The organism is Rhodopseudomonas palustris (assembly GCF_034479375.1).
Taxonomy (GTDB): Bacteria; Pseudomonadota; Alphaproteobacteria; order Rhizobiales; family Xanthobacteraceae; genus Rhodopseudomonas; species Rhodopseudomonas palustris_M.
Map to the genome: position 1 here is coordinate 1,757,095 of NZ_CP140155.1, position 19,260 is coordinate 1,776,354.

Consider the following 19,260-nt stretch of genomic DNA (forward strand, 5'->3'; position numbering starts at 1 on the left):
ATACGCTTCACTTCCTGTCCGGTTTCAAGCCTGTAGCCCTCGCCACGGATCAAAATCCCTCCTGCCGGATTGCATCTTCCGATGAGCACCGACGCCCCCCGCCCCGTCCTCGTCTGGTTTCGCGACGACCTGCGGCTCTCCGACCATCCGGCTCTGCACGCAGCGGCGGCCTCCGGCGGCCCGCTGATCTGCATCTACGTCCTCGATGAGCAAAGCCCGCAGCTCCGTCCGCCACAGGCGCGGCCGCTCGGCGGCGCCTCGCGCTGGTGGCTGGCGCAGTCGCTGCGCGCGCTCGCTGCCGAGCTCGAACGACGCGGCGGGCGACTGATCCTGCGCCGCGGCCCCGCCGCCGCGGTCGTTGGCGAACTTGCGCGGCAGGTCGACGCCGGCGCGGTGCACTGGAACGAGATCGAGATCGCACCGCATCGCGCGATCGCCGACGACCTCGCCGAAACGCTGAGCATGTCCGGGATCGATCACCACCGCCATCCCGGCGACCTGCTGGTGGCACCGTCCGACATCCGAACCAAGGACGGCCGCGGCCTGCGCGTGTTCACGCCGTTCTGGCGCCGCGTCCTCAGCCTCGGCGACCCGCCGAAGCCGTTGCCGGCGCCGCAGACGCTGCGCGCTGCCGCCGATCTCGTTAGCGACGATGTGGCGATGTGGCAGTTGGAGCCGACCGCCCCGGATTGGGCCGGCGGCCTGCGCGCGAACTGGACGGCCGGCGAGCGCGCCGCGCAGGACAAGCTTAAGGCCTTTCTCGATCGCCTGCCCGGCTACGCCGAGGACCGCGACCGACCCGATCGCGACGCCACGTCGCGGCTGTCGCCGCATCTGCGGTTCGGCGAAATCAGTCCGCGTCAGGTCTGGTACGCCGCACGCTTTGCCGTCGCAAAGCGGCCGGCGATCGCCGGCGATGTAGACAAGTTCCTGAGCGAGGTCGGCTGGCGCGAGTTCTGCCGGCATCTGCTGCACGACCACCCCGATCTCGCCGACCGCAATCTGCAGGCGTCGTTCGACGCCTTTCCATGGACCACCGACGCCGAACGGCTGCACGCCTGGCAGCGCGGCCGCACCGGCTATCCGATCGTCGACGCCGGGATGCGCGAACTCTGGCACTCCGGCGTGATGCACAATCGCGTCCGGATGGTGGTGGCGTCGTTCCTGGTGAAGCATCTGCTGATCGACTGGCGGCTCGGCGAAGAATGGTTCTGGGACACGCTGGTCGACGCCGACCCCGGCAGTAATCCCGGCAATTGGCAGTGGGTCGCGGGCTGCGGCGCCGACGCCGCGCCGTATTTCCGCGTCTTCAACCCGATCCTGCAGGGAGAGAAATTCGATCCCGCCGGCGACTATGTGCGCCGCTGGGTGCCGGAGATCGCCGCCCTGCCCGACAAATTCATCCACCAGCCGTGGACCGCGACCCCGCTCGAACGCGCCGCGGCGGGCGTTGCACTCGGCGGCAATTACCCCGCGCCGATCGTGGATCACAAGGTCGGACGCGCGCGCGCGCTTGCCGCTTACGCCGAACTGCGTCAGAGTTGAACAACTTCGGTTAGCACCGCTACTAACTGACGCGAATCGGCTATCGTCGATTCCATCTGTAAACCATCTAGTGAACCCTCGGGGAATGACATGGACGACGACAAGCCGATGCTCGATCAGATGACCGACGCCATCAACACCGCGGCCGACGAAGCCAAGAAGGTGGTGAAGAAGGCCCGCAAGGCCGCCACCAAAGCGGCCAAGAAGGTCGCGAAGAAGGTGACCGGCAAGAAGGCCACCGCCAAGAAGGCGAAGAAAGCCGCCAAGGCCCCCGCCAAGAAGACCACCAAGAAATCCGCCAAGAAGGCCACCAAGAGCGTAGCCAAGAAGGCGAAGAAGACCACCAAGAAGGCGGCGAAGGCGGTGAAGAAGGCCGGCAAGAAGGTCGCCAAGGCCAGCAAGAAGACCGCCAAGAAGGCCCCGAAGAAGGCCGGCAAGAAGGCCAAGAAGTCGAAGCGCTGAGCCTTTCGGCCTCGGCAAAGCGAAAGCCTCCGGATCATCGCCGGAGGCTTTTTGCTGTGCGGGGCACCCGGTCCGACCTCCTGGATCGTCAGCAGTGCCGTCATGGTGAGGAGTCCGCGGAGCAGCGAAGCCAGGCGTCTCGAGCCATGAGCAGCACGGGCTCGCCGCCATCCTTCAGTGGCTCGCACCACCTCCTGACGTCATCGTCCGGCTCGACCGGACGATCCAGTATTCAATTGCGCTCGTTGCTCTGCAGTGCGCTCCCGCCAACGCTCTGGAATACTGGACCCTCCGCGTTCGCGGAGGGTGACGGCCGGGAGATTTGGCGCCGCATTCATCACGCCGCGCGGATCCGGGCGAGCGGCACGACGTGCTGCTACACCCGCGCGCGGTTGACCAGGAACACCGCCGCGGCGCAGGTCGCCATGCCGGCGATCGCCACCGCGTCCAGCCGTTCGTCGAACAGCACGAAGGCCATCAGCGCCGTCACCGCCGGCACCAGATAGAACAGGCTCGCCACCGAGGTCGCGGCCGAGCGCCTGATCAGCCAGTACAGCAGCCCGATCGAGCCGATCGACAGCACAACCGCGAGCCAGCTCACCGCCAGCACGAACTCCGCGGTCCACTCGACCTTGCGGGTTTCGAACAGGAATGCGCCCGCGGCGAAAAACGCCAGCGCCGCGAGATACTGCACGATGTTGCCGGCGCGCCAGTCGATGCCGCCGCAGAACCGCTTCTGATACAGCGTGCCGACGGTGATGCTGACCAGCGAGCATCCCGAGGCGAACCATCCCCAGCCGGCGTCGCCGCTGATGGTGCGGTTGTGCATGATCATCAGCGCCCCGCCGAGACCGAGCGCCAGCCCCGCCCATTGCTGCGGGGTGACGCGCTCGCCGAGCCAGCGGTTCGCCAGCGTCGAGGTCAGGATCGGCTGCAGCCCCGGGATCAGCGCCGACAGTCCCGCCGGCACGGAATGCGCGATCGCGATCGCGGTGCCGGCGAGATAGACGCCGTGGACCAGCAGGCCGGCGACGATGCTGTGGCCGATGCCGGCGAGGTTCGGCCAGCGCGGCCGGCCGATCGCGGCGATCACCGCCATCAGCGCCACCACCAGCACCATCCGGATCGCCAGATAGGTCAGCGGCTCGGCGCCGCTCAGCGCGTATTTGGTGCCGACGAAGCCGGTGCTCCACAGCACCACGAAGATCGCCGGCGCCGCGCGTGCGGCGAGATGGTCGGTGGGTTTTGTCATCGCGGCATGAGTGCCCGATCGGCGGTCGGGCGGCAATCGCGAAATCGGCAGCGCAACGCGCGCATGCGTTCAGCGAGGCGATGCGATCAGAAGTCCTCGGGGCACGGATCGACGATCTTCCACAGCTCGACGCCGTTCTTGATCTTCTTCATCTCGTTGGTGAGACCGCCGTTGCGCCGGATCCAGTCCTTCACCGGCTGCGGATAATAGCCCATCAGCTCGGAGGTGCCCTCCAGGCTGGTGACCTTGATGCCGAAGGTGAAGGACTTGTCGTAATAGGCCAGATGAAAGCCGAGGCTGGCGCGGGGGGTGACGCAGATCTTGTTCAGCGGCACGATGCCGAACACCATGGTGCAGGCCGAATTGCAGATGCCGTCGATGATCACCCGCTCGCGGCGATCGCGGATGCGCTCGTATTTGGCCTTGTACTCGGTGACGTAGCCGCCGTGATCGCGGGTGATGCGCAGATCGGCATGGGCCGGCGACACCATCAGCACCAGAGGCAACAGCAGCGCTGCAAGCAATCTTCGCATGGATCGGTCGACAACCGGAATGTCAGGAGGAAACGGCTGGCAAGGTGCGCCAGGCTCCCCAATGTGGCGTCACATGGTTGGGAAATCCTTAAACACCGCATTCCGGCGAAAACATGGGCAATTCTGCGCACCCCCTTGTAAATCCCGGCAAAAATGCGGTAATCGGCACATGTCCGGCTGCTTCCAGCGGCCGGTCGACTTGGTCAGGCGCTCGTAGCTCAGCTGGATAGAGCATCGGATTTCGATTCCGAGGGCCGGAGGTTCGAATCCTTCCGAGCGCGCCAAATTCGTTTTCTCCGCCTTTTCGGCAGGCGCCCAGTGCCCGCGCAGGCGCCCCGCCGACGTCAGTTCCAGGGTCGCGGCATTGTCGCCGATGACCGCATCGCGATCGCCCGGGAAGTCCGGCGGTCCGGACGACTGCGACGCCGGCATGCGATCAGCCGGATGTCTTCGGCTAATGCCGATCACCGAGGTGTCCGACGATAACCGTCGGGAGGTCATCGCCACACGACACGACGACGCCTCGCCGATCGATCAATCGACGACTGGATCGCCGCCTGCACCAAACCGCGATATCTCGCTCGGATCGAAATTGCGGCACGGGATGCGAATTAGTTTCATCAGCTTACTAATCCCCCCGCCGTAATATCAGAAAGTTCACTGGTACTCTTACGCGTCCCGAATTTCATCACTCCTAAGCAAAATCTAATCATAACTACCACGTGATTATTCCGTTACCATGAAACGGTTACTCAACCCTGGGATTCTGCGCGATGATGAAATTCGATCGAATTGGTAACAAGCTCGGGCTGGCAGGCATGCTGGGCGTGGCGCTGGCCGGCGGCATGCTGGTCAACCAGATGATGGCCGAGCAGAGGATCGAGGCGGCCAACACGCTCGCCGAGCGTCAGCAATACATCAACGAGCACACGCTGGAAGCCAACATCGCCTTGCGGCGGATGCAGCTCGCCGTGCGCGACATCCGGCTCGCGAAGACCCCCGCCGAAATGGAGAAGCCTATCGCTTCGCTCGCCGAGATGGCGGCGCGCACCCGCAAGGAGCTCGAATCGGCCGTTTCGCGCACCGTGAGGCCGGAGAACAGGCAACGGCTCGAGAAGGTCGACGCCCTCGCCAAGGACTACGAGACCCAGGCATCGGCCCAGATCAAGACCATCCAGCAAGCGTTCGAGCTGGCAGCCAAGCGGGGCCGGGTGTCGAGCGACTGGGGCAAGTCCTTCGAAGCGCTGAAGGCCTCTCCGGCGACGGCCGCGAACCGTCTTGAGATCGAGCGGGCGATGTACGAAGCCGATTCGCACTTCAACGCGATCCGCGCAGCGAACTGGCGATACACGGCAAGCGGAGACGAGAACCAGAGGAAAGTCATCGAACTCCGCGCCGCCGCCTTGAACGATACTCTGGCCCGGCTGCGCACGATCTCCAGCGACAAGGCGCTCATTACAGCCGCCGACCAGCTCTCGGCCGACGCCAAGATCTTTGTCGGTATGACCAATGAGGCGGTGAAGCTGGACGGCAACAGGAACGAGCAGTCGGCCGCGATGCTGACGGCCGCCGGCCAGATGGGCCCATTGATGCGGGAAGCCGTCGACACCTCCAGCAAGAACTTCCGTGCCGCCAAGGAGACCGCCGATGCGGAGCTCGCTTCGGCCAACCGGATCAGCTTCATGGCGGCCGTCGCCGTGATGCTGGCGCTGATCGGCTCGGTGATTTTCACCTTCATCGGCGTCGCCCGCCCGCTCACCATGCTGAACAACGCGCTCGGCCGGATCGCCGCTGGCGAACTCAACGCCGATATTCCAGGCGCGACCCGCGGGGACGAGGTCGGCGACATCGCCAAGACCGTGGTGGTGATCAGCAAGAACGCCGAGCAGAAGGCCCGCGACGAAGCCGAAGCCCAGGCCAAGCAGGAGCAGATCGCCTCGCAGCGCCGCAAGGCCGACATGATCCAGCTCGCCGACAGCTTCGAGGCTGCGATCGGCGAGATCGTCAACACCGTGTCGTCGGCCTCGACCGAACTCGAGGCATCCGCCTCGACGCTGACCTCGACCGCCGAACGCTCGCAGGAGCTCACCACCATGGTGGCGGCGGCGTCCGAGGAGGCTTCCACCAACGTGCAGTCGGTAGCCTCCGCAACCGAAGAACTGTCGTCCTCCGTCAACGAGATCAGCCGGCAGGTGCAGGAATCGGCGCGGATGGCCAATGAGGCGGTCAACCAGGCCCGCATGACCAACGACCGCGTCGGCCAGCTCGCCACCGCGGCGGCCCGGATCGGCGACGTCGTCGAACTGATCAACACCATCGCCGGCCAGACCAACCTGCTGGCGCTCAACGCCACCATCGAGGCGGCGCGCGCCGGCGAAGCCGGTCGCGGCTTCGCGGTCGTGGCCTCCGAAGTGAAAGCTCTCGCCGAGCAGACCGCCAAGGCGACCGGCGACATCAGCCAGCAGATCTCCAGCATCCAGACCGCGACCCAGGACTCGGTGGGCGCGATCCGGGATATCAGCGGCACCATCGAGAAGTTGTCCGAGATCGCCTCCACCATCGCGTCGGCGGTCGAAGAACAGGGCGCCGCGACCCAGGAGATCTCGCGCAACGTGCAGCAGGCCTCGCAAGGCACGCAGCAGGTGTCGTCCAACATCACCGACGTTCAGCGCGGCGCCACCGAAACCGGCTCGGCGTCCTCACAGGTTTTGTCGGCGGCCCAGACCCTGTCCAGCGACAGCAACCGGCTCAAGGCGGAAGTAGGCAAATTCCTCAGCACGGTCCGCGCAGCATAATGCGACAGAGCCCGGCTTCGCGAGAAGCCGGGCTCGTTCTGTCCTACCCCATCTGCGAGCCTTGCCGATCGGTTCGCTCCATCCCGGGATGCCCGAGTCCGGGCGCGACGACGAAAACGGCCCGCCTCGGACAACAGCTTCGATGGATGACTGCCCTCCGGCCTTCGCCAGCGCCTCCGCCTCGCTAATTGTTGCCTTGGCAACACACCCTTGCCGCATCACTAGTACTTCTACTAGTCATCAGCATTAATGTTCCGCTAATGCGATCGCCCCATAATGATACCTATGTAGCTACCAGGATGGTAGCTACTTTCTTCTCTTTAGGGGCTCGCGCTAGATGATGAAGTTCGATCGGATCGGCAACAAGCTTGGGCTTGCCGGCTTACTGGGTGTTGTTTTGAGCGGCGGCATGCTGGTCAACCAGATGATGGCCGAGCAGAAGATCACGGCCGCCAACACGCTCGCCGAGCGTCAGCAGTACATCAACGAACACACGCTGGAAGCCAATATCGCCTTGCGGCGGATGCAACTCGCCGTACGTGACAGCCGGCTGGCGAAGAGCCCGGTCGAACTTGATAAAGCCCTCTTTGCGCTGTCGGAATTGAGCGCGCGCACCAACAAGGAGCTCGAAGGGGCGGCCCAGCGCGCCGTGATGCCGGAGAACAAGGCGCGCCTCGAAAAGATCGCCACGCTCGCAAAGGACTACGAGGCCCAGTCGTTGGCCCAGGGCAAGACCATCAAGCAGATCTTCGACGTCACCGCCCGGCGCAACGAAGCATCGTCCGACTGGCGCAAAACCTTCGACGCCCTGCGGGCTTCGCCCGCGCTCGCGATGACCAATCGGCTGGACGTGGAAAAGACGCTGTACGAGGCAGATTCGCACTTCAACGCGATGCGCGCCGCGACCTGGCGCTTCGCCGCGACCGCAGACGAAGCTCAGAAAAGGACCGTCGAACTGCACGCCGGCCAAATGACCGAGGCTTTGGCCCGGCTGCGCAGTCTTTCGACCGAGAAGTCGGTGACCGCCGCAACCGATCAGCTTTCGGCGATCGCCAAGACGTTTGGCGGCATGACGAACGACGTGCTGAAGCTGGAAGCCGCCCGAACGGAGCAGACAGCCACCACGCTGGCGATCGCCAACCAGTCGGCCGAGTTGATGCGCGCTGCGGTGGACGCCTCCAGCAAGAACTTCCGCGCTGCCAAGGAGACCGCCGATGCGGAGCTCGCTTCGGCCAACCGGATCAGCTTCATGGCGGCCGTCGCCGTGATGCTGGCGCTGATCGGCTCGGTGATCTTCACTTTCATCGGCGTCGCCCGTCCGCTCACCATGCTGAACAACGCGCTCGGCAGGATCGCGGCCGGCGAGGTCAACGCCGATATTCCGGGTGCAAATCGCGGCGACGAGGTCGGCGACATCGCCAAGACCGTGGTGGTGATCAGCAAGAACGCCGAGCAGAAGGCCCGCGACGAAGCCGAGGCCCAGGCCAAGCAGGAGCAGATCGCCGCGCAGCGCCGCAAGGCCGACATGATCCAGCTCGCCGACAGCTTCGAAACTGCGATCGGCGAGATCGTCAACACCGTGTCGTCGGCCTCGACCGAACTCGAAGCCTCGGCCTCGACGCTGACCTCGACCGCCGAACGCTCGCAGGAACTCGCCACCATGGTGGCGGCGGCGTCCGAGGAAGCCTCAACCAACGTCCAGTCGGTGGCTTCGGCCACCGAGGAACTGTCGTCCTCCGTCAACGAGATCAGCCGGCAGGTGCAGGAATCGGCGCGGATGGCCAATGATGCGGTCAACCAGGCGCGCACCACCAACGATCGTGTGGGCGAACTGGCGGCGGCGGCGGCCCGGATCGGCGACGTCGTGGAACTGATCAACACCATCGCCGGCCAGACCAACCTGCTGGCGCTCAACGCCACCATCGAGGCGGCGCGCGCCGGCGAAGCCGGTCGCGGCTTCGCGGTCGTGGCGTCCGAAGTGAAAGCCCTCGCCGAGCAGACCGCCAAGGCGACCGGCGACATCAGCCAGCAGATCTCCAGCATCCAGAGTGCCACCAACGAATCGGTGGGCGCGATCCGAGGCATCAGCGGCACCATCGAGAAGTTGTCCGAGATCGCCTCCACCATCGCGTCGGCGGTCGAAGAACAGGGCGCCGCGACCCAGGAGATATCGCGCAACGTGCAGCAGGCCTCGCAAGGCACGCAGCAGGTGTCGTCCAACATCACCGACGTTCAGCGCGGCGCCACCGAAACCGGCTCGGCGTCCTCGCAGGTTCTGTCCGCGGCCCAGACCTTGTCCAGCGACAGCAATCGGCTCAAGCACGAGGTCGGTAAGTTCCTGCATACCGTCCGCGCCGCGTAACGACGACGGAGCCCGGCTCCGCGTGGGGCCGGGCTTTCGACCTGCCACATCGAGATCTCGACGATTGGGCCGTGGAGTCGTGTCGCCATCCGGCACTGACCCGCGGCCTCTTCGTGTTCCCCTGCTCGAACAGCTTTGAAACGCCCAGCAGCGACTTCGGGTGATCCTGTCGCGTTGACGCCGATCGGCCGGCTTTGGCATAAGTGAGCAGCGCCTCTCAGCGATCGACCGACTGGCGCGGGGGGACGTGATGAGGAACGGTCTGTATTCGATCCACGCCGATCTGCTGGACGGCCGCTCCGGCAAGGGCAGCGGCGTCGCGTTGTTCCGAAACGGCAAGATCCACGGCGGCGACGCGTATCTGTTCTACACCGGCAGCTACGTCACGACCGGTGACACCTTCAAGGGCGAGGTCACGGTCAGCCAGCACACGCCTAGCCCCGATGCAAATCCACTGTTCGGCGGCCAGAAAGAGCCGGTCGGCATCGGCGTCTCCGGCTCCTTCACCGAGACGTCGGCGGTGATGCAGGGCACGGCGCTGGTCGGCAAATCCAGCCAGCTATTCAGGGCGACGCTGCGCTGGCTGGCGGAGGCCGACTGAGCCCGCGCAAGCGCCCGCTTCGAGCGCCTACGCGCCGACCGGCTCGCGGGCGCCTGGCAAGCGACGCGAGCAGGATCACTTCACGCGATGAGGCTCTATAGCGTTTTCGAGCGAAGTGGACGCCGGCTCGCGTGAAGAAAACGCGTCAAAACAAGAGTCTAGAGCTCCGGTTCTGATACTATCAGAATCGGAAAAGCTCTAGGCCCGTTCGGCCTTGATCATATCGGCCGCCTTCTCGGCGATCATGATCACCGGCGCATTGGTGTTTCCGGTCGTCACCTCCGGCATGATCGAAGCGTCGACGACGCGCAGACCGGCGACGCCGCGGACGCGCAATTGCGGATCGACCACCGCCATCTTGTCCGTGCCCATTTTGCAGGTCCCGCACTGGTGGTGATACGACATCACCGCCGAGCGCGCGTAGGCCGCGAGTTGCGCGTCGCTCTGCGCCGCCGGGCCGGGATAGATCTCGCGCTTGATCCAGGTCTTGAGCGCCGGCTGATCGGCGATCTTGCGCAGCATTTTGATACAGGTCACCAGCGTCTCGACGTCGTACTCCGTGGCCAGAACATTGATATCGAGCTCGATGTCGGCGGCGGGATCCGCCGATGTCAGCCGGATCTCGCCACGCGACGTCGGCTTCACGCCGCCGGCGTTGAAGGTGAAGGCGTTGGCCACGGAGGCGTCCTGTTCGGGCGCGTAGTAAGGCGCGAACAGACCGAGCGGCTGCATATCGGGCTCGGGACGGTCCGGCGACGTCTTGGCGAACAGATGGACGTGAAGCGGGGTGACGCCCATGTTGTTCGGCGGCGGCACCGGCTTGGACGCTTCCCACGTCACCGGCAACAGCGTGTGGTCGTGCAGGTTCTGTCCCACCCCGGGCAGATCGCGCTTGACGGCGATGCCGAGCTTCTCGAGCTGCGCGCGCGGCCCGATGCCGGAGAGCATCAGCACCCGCGGGCTCTCGATCGCGCCGCCGGACACGACGACCTCACGCGTCGCGGTGACCGTATGCAGGCTCCCCTGCTGCATGTAGGTCACGCCGGTCGCGCGGCCGCCTTCGATCTCGACCTTGTGCACCCGCGCGTTGGTGATAACCGTCAGGTTCGGACGCTCCAGCGCCGGCCGCAGGAAAGCCACCGCCGTCGATTGCCGCAGCCCGCCGCGGGTGTTGAGATCGCAGAAGCCGACGCCCATCTGGGTCGCGCCGTTGCAGTCGGGATTGTAGGGATGACCAGCCTGCACCGCCGCTTCCATCATCGCCAGATTGACCGGATGCGGACGGACTTCGGAGGTCACGTGCAACGGTCCGCCCGTGGCGTGATACTCGGACGGCTCGCCGTCGTAATCCTCCGACTTGAGGAAGTACGGCAGCACGCTCTTCCAGTCCCAGCCCGCATTGCCCCAGCTCGCCCAGCGGTCGTAGTCCGTCGGCGCGCCGCGCACATAGATCATGCCGTTCAGCGACGACGAGCCGCCGAGCGTCTTGCCGCGTGGCCAGAACAGCCGGCGGTTGTTGGCGTGCTTCTGCGGCGTGGTCCAATACGCCCAGTCGTAAGGCGAATTCCACAGCTCGATGACGCGGATCGGCGTCGAGATCTTCTCGCTGTCGTCCGGCCCGCCCGCCTCGATCAGCAGCACGCGCGCACCGTTTTCGGTGAGGCGATTGGCCAGCACGCAACCGGCGCTGCCGGCGCCGCAGATGATGTAGTCGTAGCTCGCATCCAGCGCGTCGGCGGTGTTGATGGAGGCGCCCGGCAGCCCGCCGGTCGCGGTGAGAACGCCGGCCGCGACGGCGGTGCGGCCGATGAATTGACGGCGGTTCATCTTGCTGGTCATGGCGATGCCCTTCAGGAAATGACGATCTGGAGGTCGGTGTATTCGTGCAGGCCGTCCTGGGCGAACTCGACGCCGAGGCCGGACATCTTGGTGCCGCCGAACGGAGCATCCGGGCGGATCATGCCGTGCTGATTGATCCAGACGGTGCCGCATTCGAGACGCGAGGCGATGGCGCGCGCCTTCTGCGGATCACCGGACCACACCGATCCGCCGAGACCTGCCGGATTGGCATTGGCCGCGGCGATCACCGCGTCGATATCGGTGTACTTGATGATCGGCAGCACCGGGCCGAACTGCTCCTGATCGACCAGCGGATCTCCATTCGCGAGATCGGCGATCAGGGTCGGCGGGTAGAACAGCCCCTCGCCCGGCTCTCCGCCGATCAGAACGCGGCCTTTGGCCTTGGTGCTCTCGACCAACGCCACGACCTTGTCGAACTGCATCTTGTTGGAGATCGGCCCCAGCATGACACCGTCGTCGAGCCCGTTGCCGATGCTCACCTTGGCGACATAAGCGGTCAGGGCCTCGCACACCGCGTCGTAGACGTCCGCGTGAACATAGAGGCGCTTCAGGGCCGCGCAGGTCTGGCCGGCGTTGATGAACGCGCCCCAGAACAAGCCTTCGGCGATCGCGGCCGGATCGACGTCGGGCAACACGATGCCGGCATCGTTGCCGCCGAGTTCGAGCGTGAGACGTTTCAACGTATCGGCGGCCGAGCGCATGATGCTCTGGCCGGTCGGCGTCGAGCCGGTGAACACGATCTTGCGGATGCCGGAATGGGCCGACATCAGCGCGCCGAGCCTGGTGGCGCTGTCGTCGCCCGTCACGATATTGACGACGCCGGGCGGGAGAACCTCGTTCATCAAAGCGACGAGGCGCAGCGTCGACAGCGGTGTGAACGGCGAGGGTTTGGAGACCACGGTGCAGCCGGATCGAATGGCCGGCAGGATATGCCAGACGGCGATCAGCAACGGCCAATTCCACGGGGTGATCGATCCGACCACGCCGAGCGGCTTGCGGACTTTCTCGACCGTCCCGCCTTCGCCCGAGGCCAGCACCTCGGTGACGAGCGAGAGGCCGGCGGTGTAGCGGCTCCAGCCGACGGCGCCCTGCACTTCGAACCTGGACCCGATGCCGGCGAGCGGCTTGCCCTGTTCGAGCGTGATGAGGTGCGCAAGCTCCTCGGCATGCGCTTCGATCGTGTCGGCAATGGCGTGGCATGCGGCAGCGCGGGTCGCGTCGTCCGTCGTCGACCAGCCGGCGAAGGCCTGCGCTGCAGCGGCGACAGCGGCGTCGAGCTCCTCGGCTCCGGCATCCGGCGCGTAGCCGACGATCTCGCCGGTCGCAGGATTCGACACGGCGAAGCTGCCGCTTGCCACGACCGCCTCTCCGCCGATCAACATCGGAAACAGCGGCTCGTTGCCCGCGGTTTGCAGGATACGCTGGTTCATGGATTCCCCTCCTCCGGTTCGGAACGCAGGAGAGGTTAGGACCACGTCGCGCCGGCAAACATCGACCGAAGCGACCGACGTTTGGGACTAAAGCGACCGGAGACCGGAGAGAGGGCTGCTGCGACGAGCCGAAGACTTGCGGGCAAGCGAACGTCAGCGGCGTTCGCCGGGAGCGGCGCCGAAATGACGGCGATAGGCACGGTAGAAGAACGACAGATCGTTGAAACCCGACGCGTAGGCGATCTCGCCCACCGTCAACTGCGATTCGCTCAGAATCCGGCGGCGAGCCCGTTCGAGCCGGGTCGAGAGAATCTGTTCTCGCGCGCTGTCACCGTGGCGGGCAAAGCTCCGCTGCAGCTGGCGCGGACTGATCGCGAGTTCACGACATATCTGGCCAGCGCCGAAGCCCGGGTCATGGGCCTGCCGCTGGATGATGCAGAGCGCCTGCTCGTACAGGCGATCATGCGTCTCTCTCGGCACAAGGCCCGAAGCCTTCGAGTCCATCAGCGCGCTGGCCAGCACCGAGAAGAACGCTTCCTCGAGCCGTTCGGAGGTCTCATTGCCGCGGCCCTCCGGCTCCGGATCGGCAGGAGCGGCATCGGCTGCGCCTGCTGTCGTATGGCTGGTGTGAGCGATCTGCGAGGTCAACCGCTGCAGCAGCACTTTCAGGGCGATTGCAAAGCCGCTGTCGCCCCGGATCAGGCTCGGGCCATCCAGCAATTTGCCGAACCGGCCAAGTCCGACAGTGCGCGGGATATGAAACGAGACCTGCTCGACCTCCCCGCTGGCGAAGCTGAAGCGGCTGGGGCGCGTGGCGTCGCTGACGAAGATATCGTCCGGCCGCAACACAGCAGTGCCGGTGCCCTGCATCATTTCCGCCTCACCGGAGAATTGCATCGTCAGCACGAAATGGTCGACCGAATCCGAGCGGATATGCGCCGGCGTTCGCTCGACCTGCACACCCGACAGGCGGACATAGGCCAGTTCGATCCCGGGCTCGGTCCGGAGCAAACCCGTCCAGGCGGTGAATGGGAAATCGCCGAAAGACGCCGCGCGAACGGCGTAGCCGCCGCAGACCTGGCGCACACCGGTCTGAAACGAATCCACCGTCCGATGAGGTTGGGGCGAGAAAGCGGCCTGCATGCGTCGCTCCGGGCTTCCTGAACGTGCCAACCGCATGCAAGCAAGAAACCTGCCAATGCTCCAATGCTTATGGCTTGCACAGCCGCGCTGCCGGCTCAGACGCAGCAGCGTGGCTCAGGCCAGCCGTGACATGCCGACACGCCGTCCCCCTCAGGCCTGCGCGGTCATCGGCTCGTCCACGACGTCGCGCGGCGCGACCCGCGGCAGGATCATCTGGATCCGCGTGCCGTTGCCCGGAGACGAGTCGAGATCGAGACGGCCGCCGAGCCGGTTGGTGACAATGCTGTAGACGATGTGCAGGCCGAGCCCGGTGCCGCCCTGATCCCGCCGGGTGGTGAAGAAAGGATCGAACGCCCGCCGGCGCACATCGAGACTCATGCCGCAACCGTCGTCGGCGTAGAGGATCTCGACATTGTCCTTGCCGGAAGCGCGGACCTTGATTTCGACCGTGCCGGCGCGGCCGTTCGGGAACGCATGCGCCACCGAATTCAGGAACAGATTGGTCAGCACCTGCCCATACGGGCCCGGATAGGAGTTCATCGTCAGCCCGGGCTGGCAGTCGACGTCCAGCGTCAGATTGTGCTTGCGCAACCCCGGCCGCAGACTCATCACCACCTGCTCGGTCAGGTCGCCGAGGTCGAACGGCCGCTGATCCGAGTAGTTGCGGTCGGCCGCGACCTGCTTGAACGACTGGATCAGTTCGGCCGCGCGATTGAGATTGGCGACGAGCTGAGACGACGCATCGCGACTGGTGGCGAGGAATTCGTTGAGCCGCGAGCGCTTCAGATCGCCGCGCTCGACCTCGGCGGCGAACACCGAGGTCTTGCGCTCCAGCGCGGAGGCGACCGTCAGGCTGATGCCGACCGGATTGTTGACCTCATGGGCGACGCCGGCGACCAGACGACCGAGGGCGGCGAGCTTCTCGGCCTCGATCAGCGACTGCTGGGTCTCGCGCAGATTGCGCAGCGCCGCTTCGGCCGCGTCCTTGGCCTTGCGCATTTCGAGCTCGCCGCGCTTGCGTTCGCCGATATCGAGCGCGACGGTGACGATCCGCTCGATGTTCCCTTCGGCGTCCTTCAGCGGCATCTTGTTGACGAGCCACTGCCGCATCGCGCCGGTCGCGTCCTGATATTCTTCCTCGTAGAAGCCGAGCCCCTCGCCCGTCTCCAGCACGCGCTTGTCGTTGGCGTCGGTCTTGTGCGAGCCGTAGCGCGACATCAGATCGGTCGTGGTGCGGCCGATCGCGTCGTTCGGGTCGATGCCGAAGATGGTCGCCATGTAGCGGTTCATCAGCAGATAGCGCAGCTCGGTGTCCTTGACGTTGATCACCGCAGGGACGGTGTCGATCACCTGCTGCAGCAGGCGGCGACCTTCCGCGACCGCGGTTTCCGCGCGCTTCTGATCGGTGATGTCGCGGACGGCGCCTTCGTAGCGGATCACCGCGCCGGTCTCGTCGCGCACCGCGCTGGCGCTGTCGGACAGCCAAAGCACCTCGCCGCTGCGCTTGAAGGCCTGATATTCGAACTCGCGCACCATGCCGTCGCGCTGCATCAGCGCGCGATACTCCTCGCGCTTGCGCGGATCGACGTAGATCGAGCGAGCGATGTCGCGGGTGTCGCGCATCAGCTCCGCGGCGTCGTCGTAGCCCATCATCCGCGCCAGCGCGGGATTGGCGTTGAGCAGCGCGCCGTCCGGCGTAGTGACGTAAATGCCGTCGATCGAGCCCTCGAACAGCTTGCGGTAGCTTTCCTCGGCGAGGCGCTGTTCGGCGAGCGCCCGCACCGCGGCTTCGCGCGCAGTGTCGGCCTCCACCAAGGTCCGTCGGAACACCTCCGCGGCGCGGGCGATGTCGCCGATCTCGTTCTTGAGGTCGATCGCCGGAATCGCAGTGTATTGCCGGCCGGCGGCGAGCTGGCGGATCGCCGCGGTGATCGCGGTCAGCGGACCGACCGTGCGCCGCACCACGAACGCCGCCGCCATCAGGCCGACGAGCACGCCGGCGGAGCCGAGCACGATGCTCTGCCACTTGTCCTCGGTGAGCGTCCGGGCGAGATCGCGCGACAGCACCCTGCCCCGCCTTCCGGCGACATCGCGCAGCAACTCGGTGACCCGCCCGATCAACCGCCCTTCGGTGCCCAGTACGTTGCGCTCGAGCAACGCGATCTCCTGCTCCACCGCGGTGGTCGAGATGATCACGTCGGCATAGTCGCGCACTGCGGTCGCGGCGGCGGCTTCGCCGATCGGGATCGCGCGCATCCGCTGCGCCGCTTCACCCGCGCCGACCAGATCGCGCGACAGCAGTGCAGCGGCGATCCTGCTGTGCTCGCCGTGCAGCCTCGCCGCGAGCGAGCGGTCCTGAAGCCCGACGACCACGCCCTCGAACGCCTCGCGCAGCGGCGGAACAGTCGCGATCATCTCCGCCCGCCGCGGCATCAGAGCCGTGATCCGCTCGAGGCCGTCGCGATAATTGCTCAGCCGCTCGGTGACGCCGTCGATCATCTCGCGCTGATCGGAATCGAGTTCGAGACGGGTCTTCTTCAGCAGCGCGGTCAGCGTCGAGGCGGCCTCGAACACCCGGCCGGCCGGCTGGGCGCTGGGCTCGCTGACCACCTGGCGCGCCGCGAAGCGCAGATCGCTCATCCGGCGCTCGATCTCCTCGGCCAGATCCCCGACGCTCTGCAGCCGCTGCAGTTCGGCGAAGGTGGCGTCGATATGCCGGATCGCCACCACGCTGCCGATGCTGGTCATGGCGATGATGGTCAGCAGCAGCAGGAAGCTGCCGAACGTCATCTGTCCGATCGAAAGCGTGCGCGATCTCACGCTCTGGATGAACGCTGAAATGGCGTTTGGCATGCTGGCGAAACCGCTGCTCCCGTCGGGGCGTATATCGTCCCACAAATACGCCGCGAAGGGTATAGCGTCCGTCGGCCGACAACAATGTCCGTCGGCGGGCCTGCTGCGACGGCCCGCCGGACTGGTCGCTTTTCGTCGCCCCCGCCCTCACGGACGGGGGCAGATCATGGCCGAGCCTTCGCGGGAACTCGCTGTGCTCGGCGCGGCGCTATTTCTTCGGCCGGATCGCGTCCGCGGTGCCCTGGATGAAGGCCTGGATCTTGACCACATCCGCCTCGGTGAGCTTGCCGGTGAAGTCCGGCATGCCCTTGTCGCGGTACGGACCGTTGAACACGATGTCCTTCAGATGGGCGATGTTCGCGGTCGAGGTGTAGCCGAGATTCTTGACGTTGCCGCCGCGGTCGACGCCGGGCACGCCGTGGCAGGTGGCGCAGGCCGCGACATAGATCGCGGTGCCTTCCGGCACGTCCTTGGGATCGTATTCGATGCCGGTGAGCAGATTGCCCATCTGATACTTGGTGAATTCCGGCATCGGCGCCTTGCCGCCGACCGCGAAGGTGTAGACCGTGCCCGGCGCTTCCTTTTCGGTGGCGCGCTGGCTGATGCCGAACACGCCGCCCCAGCCGACCGCGATCGAGACGTATTGCACGCCGTCGACCATGTAGGTGGCCGGCGCCGCCACCGCGCCGGTACCGAGCGGGCTCTCCCAGAGCTTCTCGCCGGTCTTGGCGTTGTAGGCGACGAAGCGCCCGTCGGCGGTGCCCTGGAAGACGAGATTGCCCGCGGTGGTGAGCGTGCCGCCGTTCCACGGCGCCACATATTCGGCGCGCCAGACCTCCTTCTGCTGCACCGGATCCCACGCCAGCAACCGGCCGAACGGCAGATTCTTCGGTGGCACGGCGTTCAGCGTGAAGCCGACGTTCCAGCCGGTGGTCGAGCCGAACTTGAACGGCTCCATCTTGTTCTGGGTCAGCGCCTTCTCGCCGGTCAGATTGATCGGCACGCCCTGCGCCGGCAGATACACCAGCCCGGTCTGCGGATTGAACGACATCGGGTGCCAGTTGTGAGCGCCATACGGGCCCGGAATGCTGTCGAACGATTTGGTCGGGTCGCGCGCTTCCGGATTTTCGATCGGGCGGCCGTTGGCGTCGTAGCCGGTCGCCCAGTTCACATCGACGAAATTCTTCGCCGAGATGAACTTGCCGTTGGTGCGGTCGATCACGAAGAAGAAGCCGTTCTTGGGCGCGTGCAGCACCACCTTGCGCGGCTGGCCGTCGATGGTGAGATCGGCCAGGATCATCGGCTGGGTCGAGGTGTAGTCCCAATTGTCGCCGGGCGTCTCCTGATAGTGCCAGATGTATTTCCCGGTGTCGGCGTTCAGTGCGACGATCGAACCGAGATACAGATTGTCGCCGCCGGCCGGGCTGCGCAGATGCCGCGCCCAGGGCGAGCCGTTGCCGGTGCCGATATAGACCATGTTGAGGTCGGGATCGAAAGTGATGGTGTCCCACGCGGTGCCGCCGCCGCCATTGACCCACCATTTGCCGGCCGGATCCCAGGTCTTGGCGGCCGCCTCCATCGAGGAATCCTCGAACGGCTTCGACGGATCGCCCGGCACCGTGAACCAGCGCCAGGCCTGGTTGCCGGTCTCGGCATCATAGGCGGTGACGTAGCCGCGCACGCCGTATTCGGCGCCGCCATTGCCGATCACGACCTTGCCCTTGATCACCCGCGGCGCGCCCGTGATGGTGTAGGAATGCTCGTGATCGATCAGTGTGTCCTTCTCCCAGACCTTCGCGCCGGTCGCGGCATCGAGCGCGACGAGGCGTCCGTCATAGGCGCCGACGAACACCTTGCCCTTGTGCAGCGCGACGCCGCGGTTCACGACGTCGCAACAGCCGCGATAGCCCTTCGAGCGGTCGACGCCGGGATCGTAGGTCCACAGCTTCTTCCCGGTGCGGGTGTCGATCGCGTGCACCACGCTCCACGAGGCGGTGACGTACATGATGCCATCGACCACCACCGGCGTCGCCTCGACGCCGCGATCCGAGCCGAGACTGTAGCTCCACTGCAGGCCAAGCGATTTGACGTTGTCGGCGTTGATCTTGTCGAGCTTGCTGAAACGGGTCTCCGCGTAGTCGAGCCCGTAGCTCGGCCAGTCGTTCGTCGTCTTGGCGTTGGCGACGATCGCAGCGCCGTCGATCGCGCCGGTCGCAGCGCGGATGTGATCGGCGGAGCCCTTCGCGGTCTGTGCGAAGGCGACTCCGTGCAGCAGTGCCGCGGCGATGAGAGCGGCGGCACCGACTTTCAAATTCGTCTTGACCGGTCGTTGTTGCGTGATGCGGGGGGATCGGTGCGTCGTCCACACCGGATCGAGAGGCTGTGTCATGCGTTCGCTCCCTGGTCGGCCTCTGGCGGGCCTGA

Annotated in this window: 12 protein-coding genes and 1 tRNA gene; 6 read left to right on the forward strand and 7 right to left on the reverse strand. The window is 65.7% G+C overall.

Annotated elements, in window-relative coordinates; genetic code table 11:
* The first annotated feature begins 81 nt into the window (after positions 1-81).
* Both SR870_RS07960 and SR870_RS07965 read left to right on the forward strand, forming a co-directional pair.
* The gene (locus SR870_RS07960; protein ID WP_322517457.1) at positions 82-1,545 is read left to right on the forward strand and encodes a deoxyribodipyrimidine photo-lyase; all 1,464 of its coding nucleotides are present in this window, start codon (positions 82-84) and stop codon (positions 1,543-1,545) included.
* A gap of 90 nt (positions 1,546-1,635) precedes the next feature.
* Complete coding sequence (locus SR870_RS07965) at positions 1,636-2,007, forward strand: hypothetical protein (RefSeq protein WP_322517458.1); 372 nt, start codon at positions 1,636-1,638, stop codon at positions 2,005-2,007.
* A 376-nt stretch (positions 2,008-2,383) separates the two neighbouring features.
* Here the strand turns inward: SR870_RS07965 and SR870_RS07970 are convergent, their stop codons facing one another.
* Positions 2,384-3,259, reverse strand: coding sequence for a DMT family transporter (locus SR870_RS07970; protein WP_322517459.1), 876 nt, complete (start codon positions 3,257-3,259; stop codon positions 2,384-2,386).
* 86 nt (positions 3,260-3,345) lie between these two features.
* Positions 3,346-3,792 (reverse strand): hypothetical protein, encoded by a 447-nt coding sequence (locus SR870_RS07975; protein WP_322517460.1) that lies wholly within the window; start codon positions 3,790-3,792, stop codon positions 3,346-3,348.
* Between the two features lie 207 nt (positions 3,793-3,999).
* Here SR870_RS07975 and SR870_RS07980 point away from each other — a divergent pair.
* The 4 genes from SR870_RS07980 to SR870_RS07995 all read left to right on the forward strand — a co-directional run bounded on the left by SR870_RS07980 (position 4,000) and on the right by SR870_RS07995 (position 9,550).
* Positions 4,000-4,076: transfer RNA gene (locus tag SR870_RS07980), tRNA-Arg, on the forward strand.
* A 492-nt stretch (positions 4,077-4,568) separates the two neighbouring features.
* Entirely contained in the window at positions 4,569-6,587 is a 2,019-nt protein-coding gene (locus tag SR870_RS07985) for a methyl-accepting chemotaxis protein (protein ID WP_322518226.1), read from the forward strand.
* A 340-nt stretch (positions 6,588-6,927) separates the two neighbouring features.
* Positions 6,928-8,949 (forward strand): methyl-accepting chemotaxis protein, encoded by a 2,022-nt coding sequence (locus SR870_RS07990; RefSeq protein WP_322518227.1) that lies wholly within the window; start codon positions 6,928-6,930, stop codon positions 8,947-8,949.
* Positions 8,950-9,199: 250 nt separating this feature from the next.
* Positions 9,200-9,550 (forward strand): GrlR family regulatory protein, encoded by a 351-nt coding sequence (locus SR870_RS07995; protein ID WP_322517461.1) that lies wholly within the window; start codon positions 9,200-9,202, stop codon positions 9,548-9,550.
* 198 nt (positions 9,551-9,748) lie between these two features.
* On the opposite strand, the gene SR870_RS08000 is transcribed toward SR870_RS07995, so the two are convergent.
* The 5 genes from SR870_RS08000 to SR870_RS08020 all read right to left on the reverse strand — a co-directional run bounded on the left by SR870_RS08000 (position 9,749) and on the right by SR870_RS08020 (position 19,225).
* Positions 9,749-11,389 (reverse strand): GMC family oxidoreductase, encoded by a 1,641-nt coding sequence (locus SR870_RS08000; RefSeq protein WP_322517462.1) that lies wholly within the window; start codon positions 11,387-11,389, stop codon positions 9,749-9,751.
* Between the two features lie 11 nt (positions 11,390-11,400).
* Positions 11,401-12,840 carry an aldehyde dehydrogenase family protein gene (locus tag SR870_RS08005; RefSeq protein ID WP_416221136.1) on the reverse strand — a complete coding sequence of 480 codons (1,440 nt, stop codon included), beginning with the start codon at positions 12,838-12,840 and terminating at the stop codon, positions 11,401-11,403.
* 153 nt (positions 12,841-12,993) lie between these two features.
* Positions 12,994-13,983, reverse strand: a complete 990-nt coding sequence (locus SR870_RS08010; RefSeq protein WP_322517463.1) for a helix-turn-helix domain-containing protein — start codon at positions 13,981-13,983, stop codon at positions 12,994-12,996.
* A 150-nt stretch (positions 13,984-14,133) separates the two neighbouring features.
* Positions 14,134-16,836 (reverse strand): PAS domain S-box protein, encoded by a 2,703-nt coding sequence (locus SR870_RS08015; protein ID WP_322517464.1) that lies wholly within the window; start codon positions 16,834-16,836, stop codon positions 14,134-14,136.
* Between the two features lie 208 nt (positions 16,837-17,044).
* A complete protein-coding gene (locus SR870_RS08020) occupies positions 17,045-19,225 on the reverse strand; it encodes a PQQ-dependent dehydrogenase, methanol/ethanol family (protein ID WP_322517465.1) in 2,181 nt (726 codons plus the stop codon).
* Positions 19,226-19,260 lie beyond the last annotated feature (35 nt).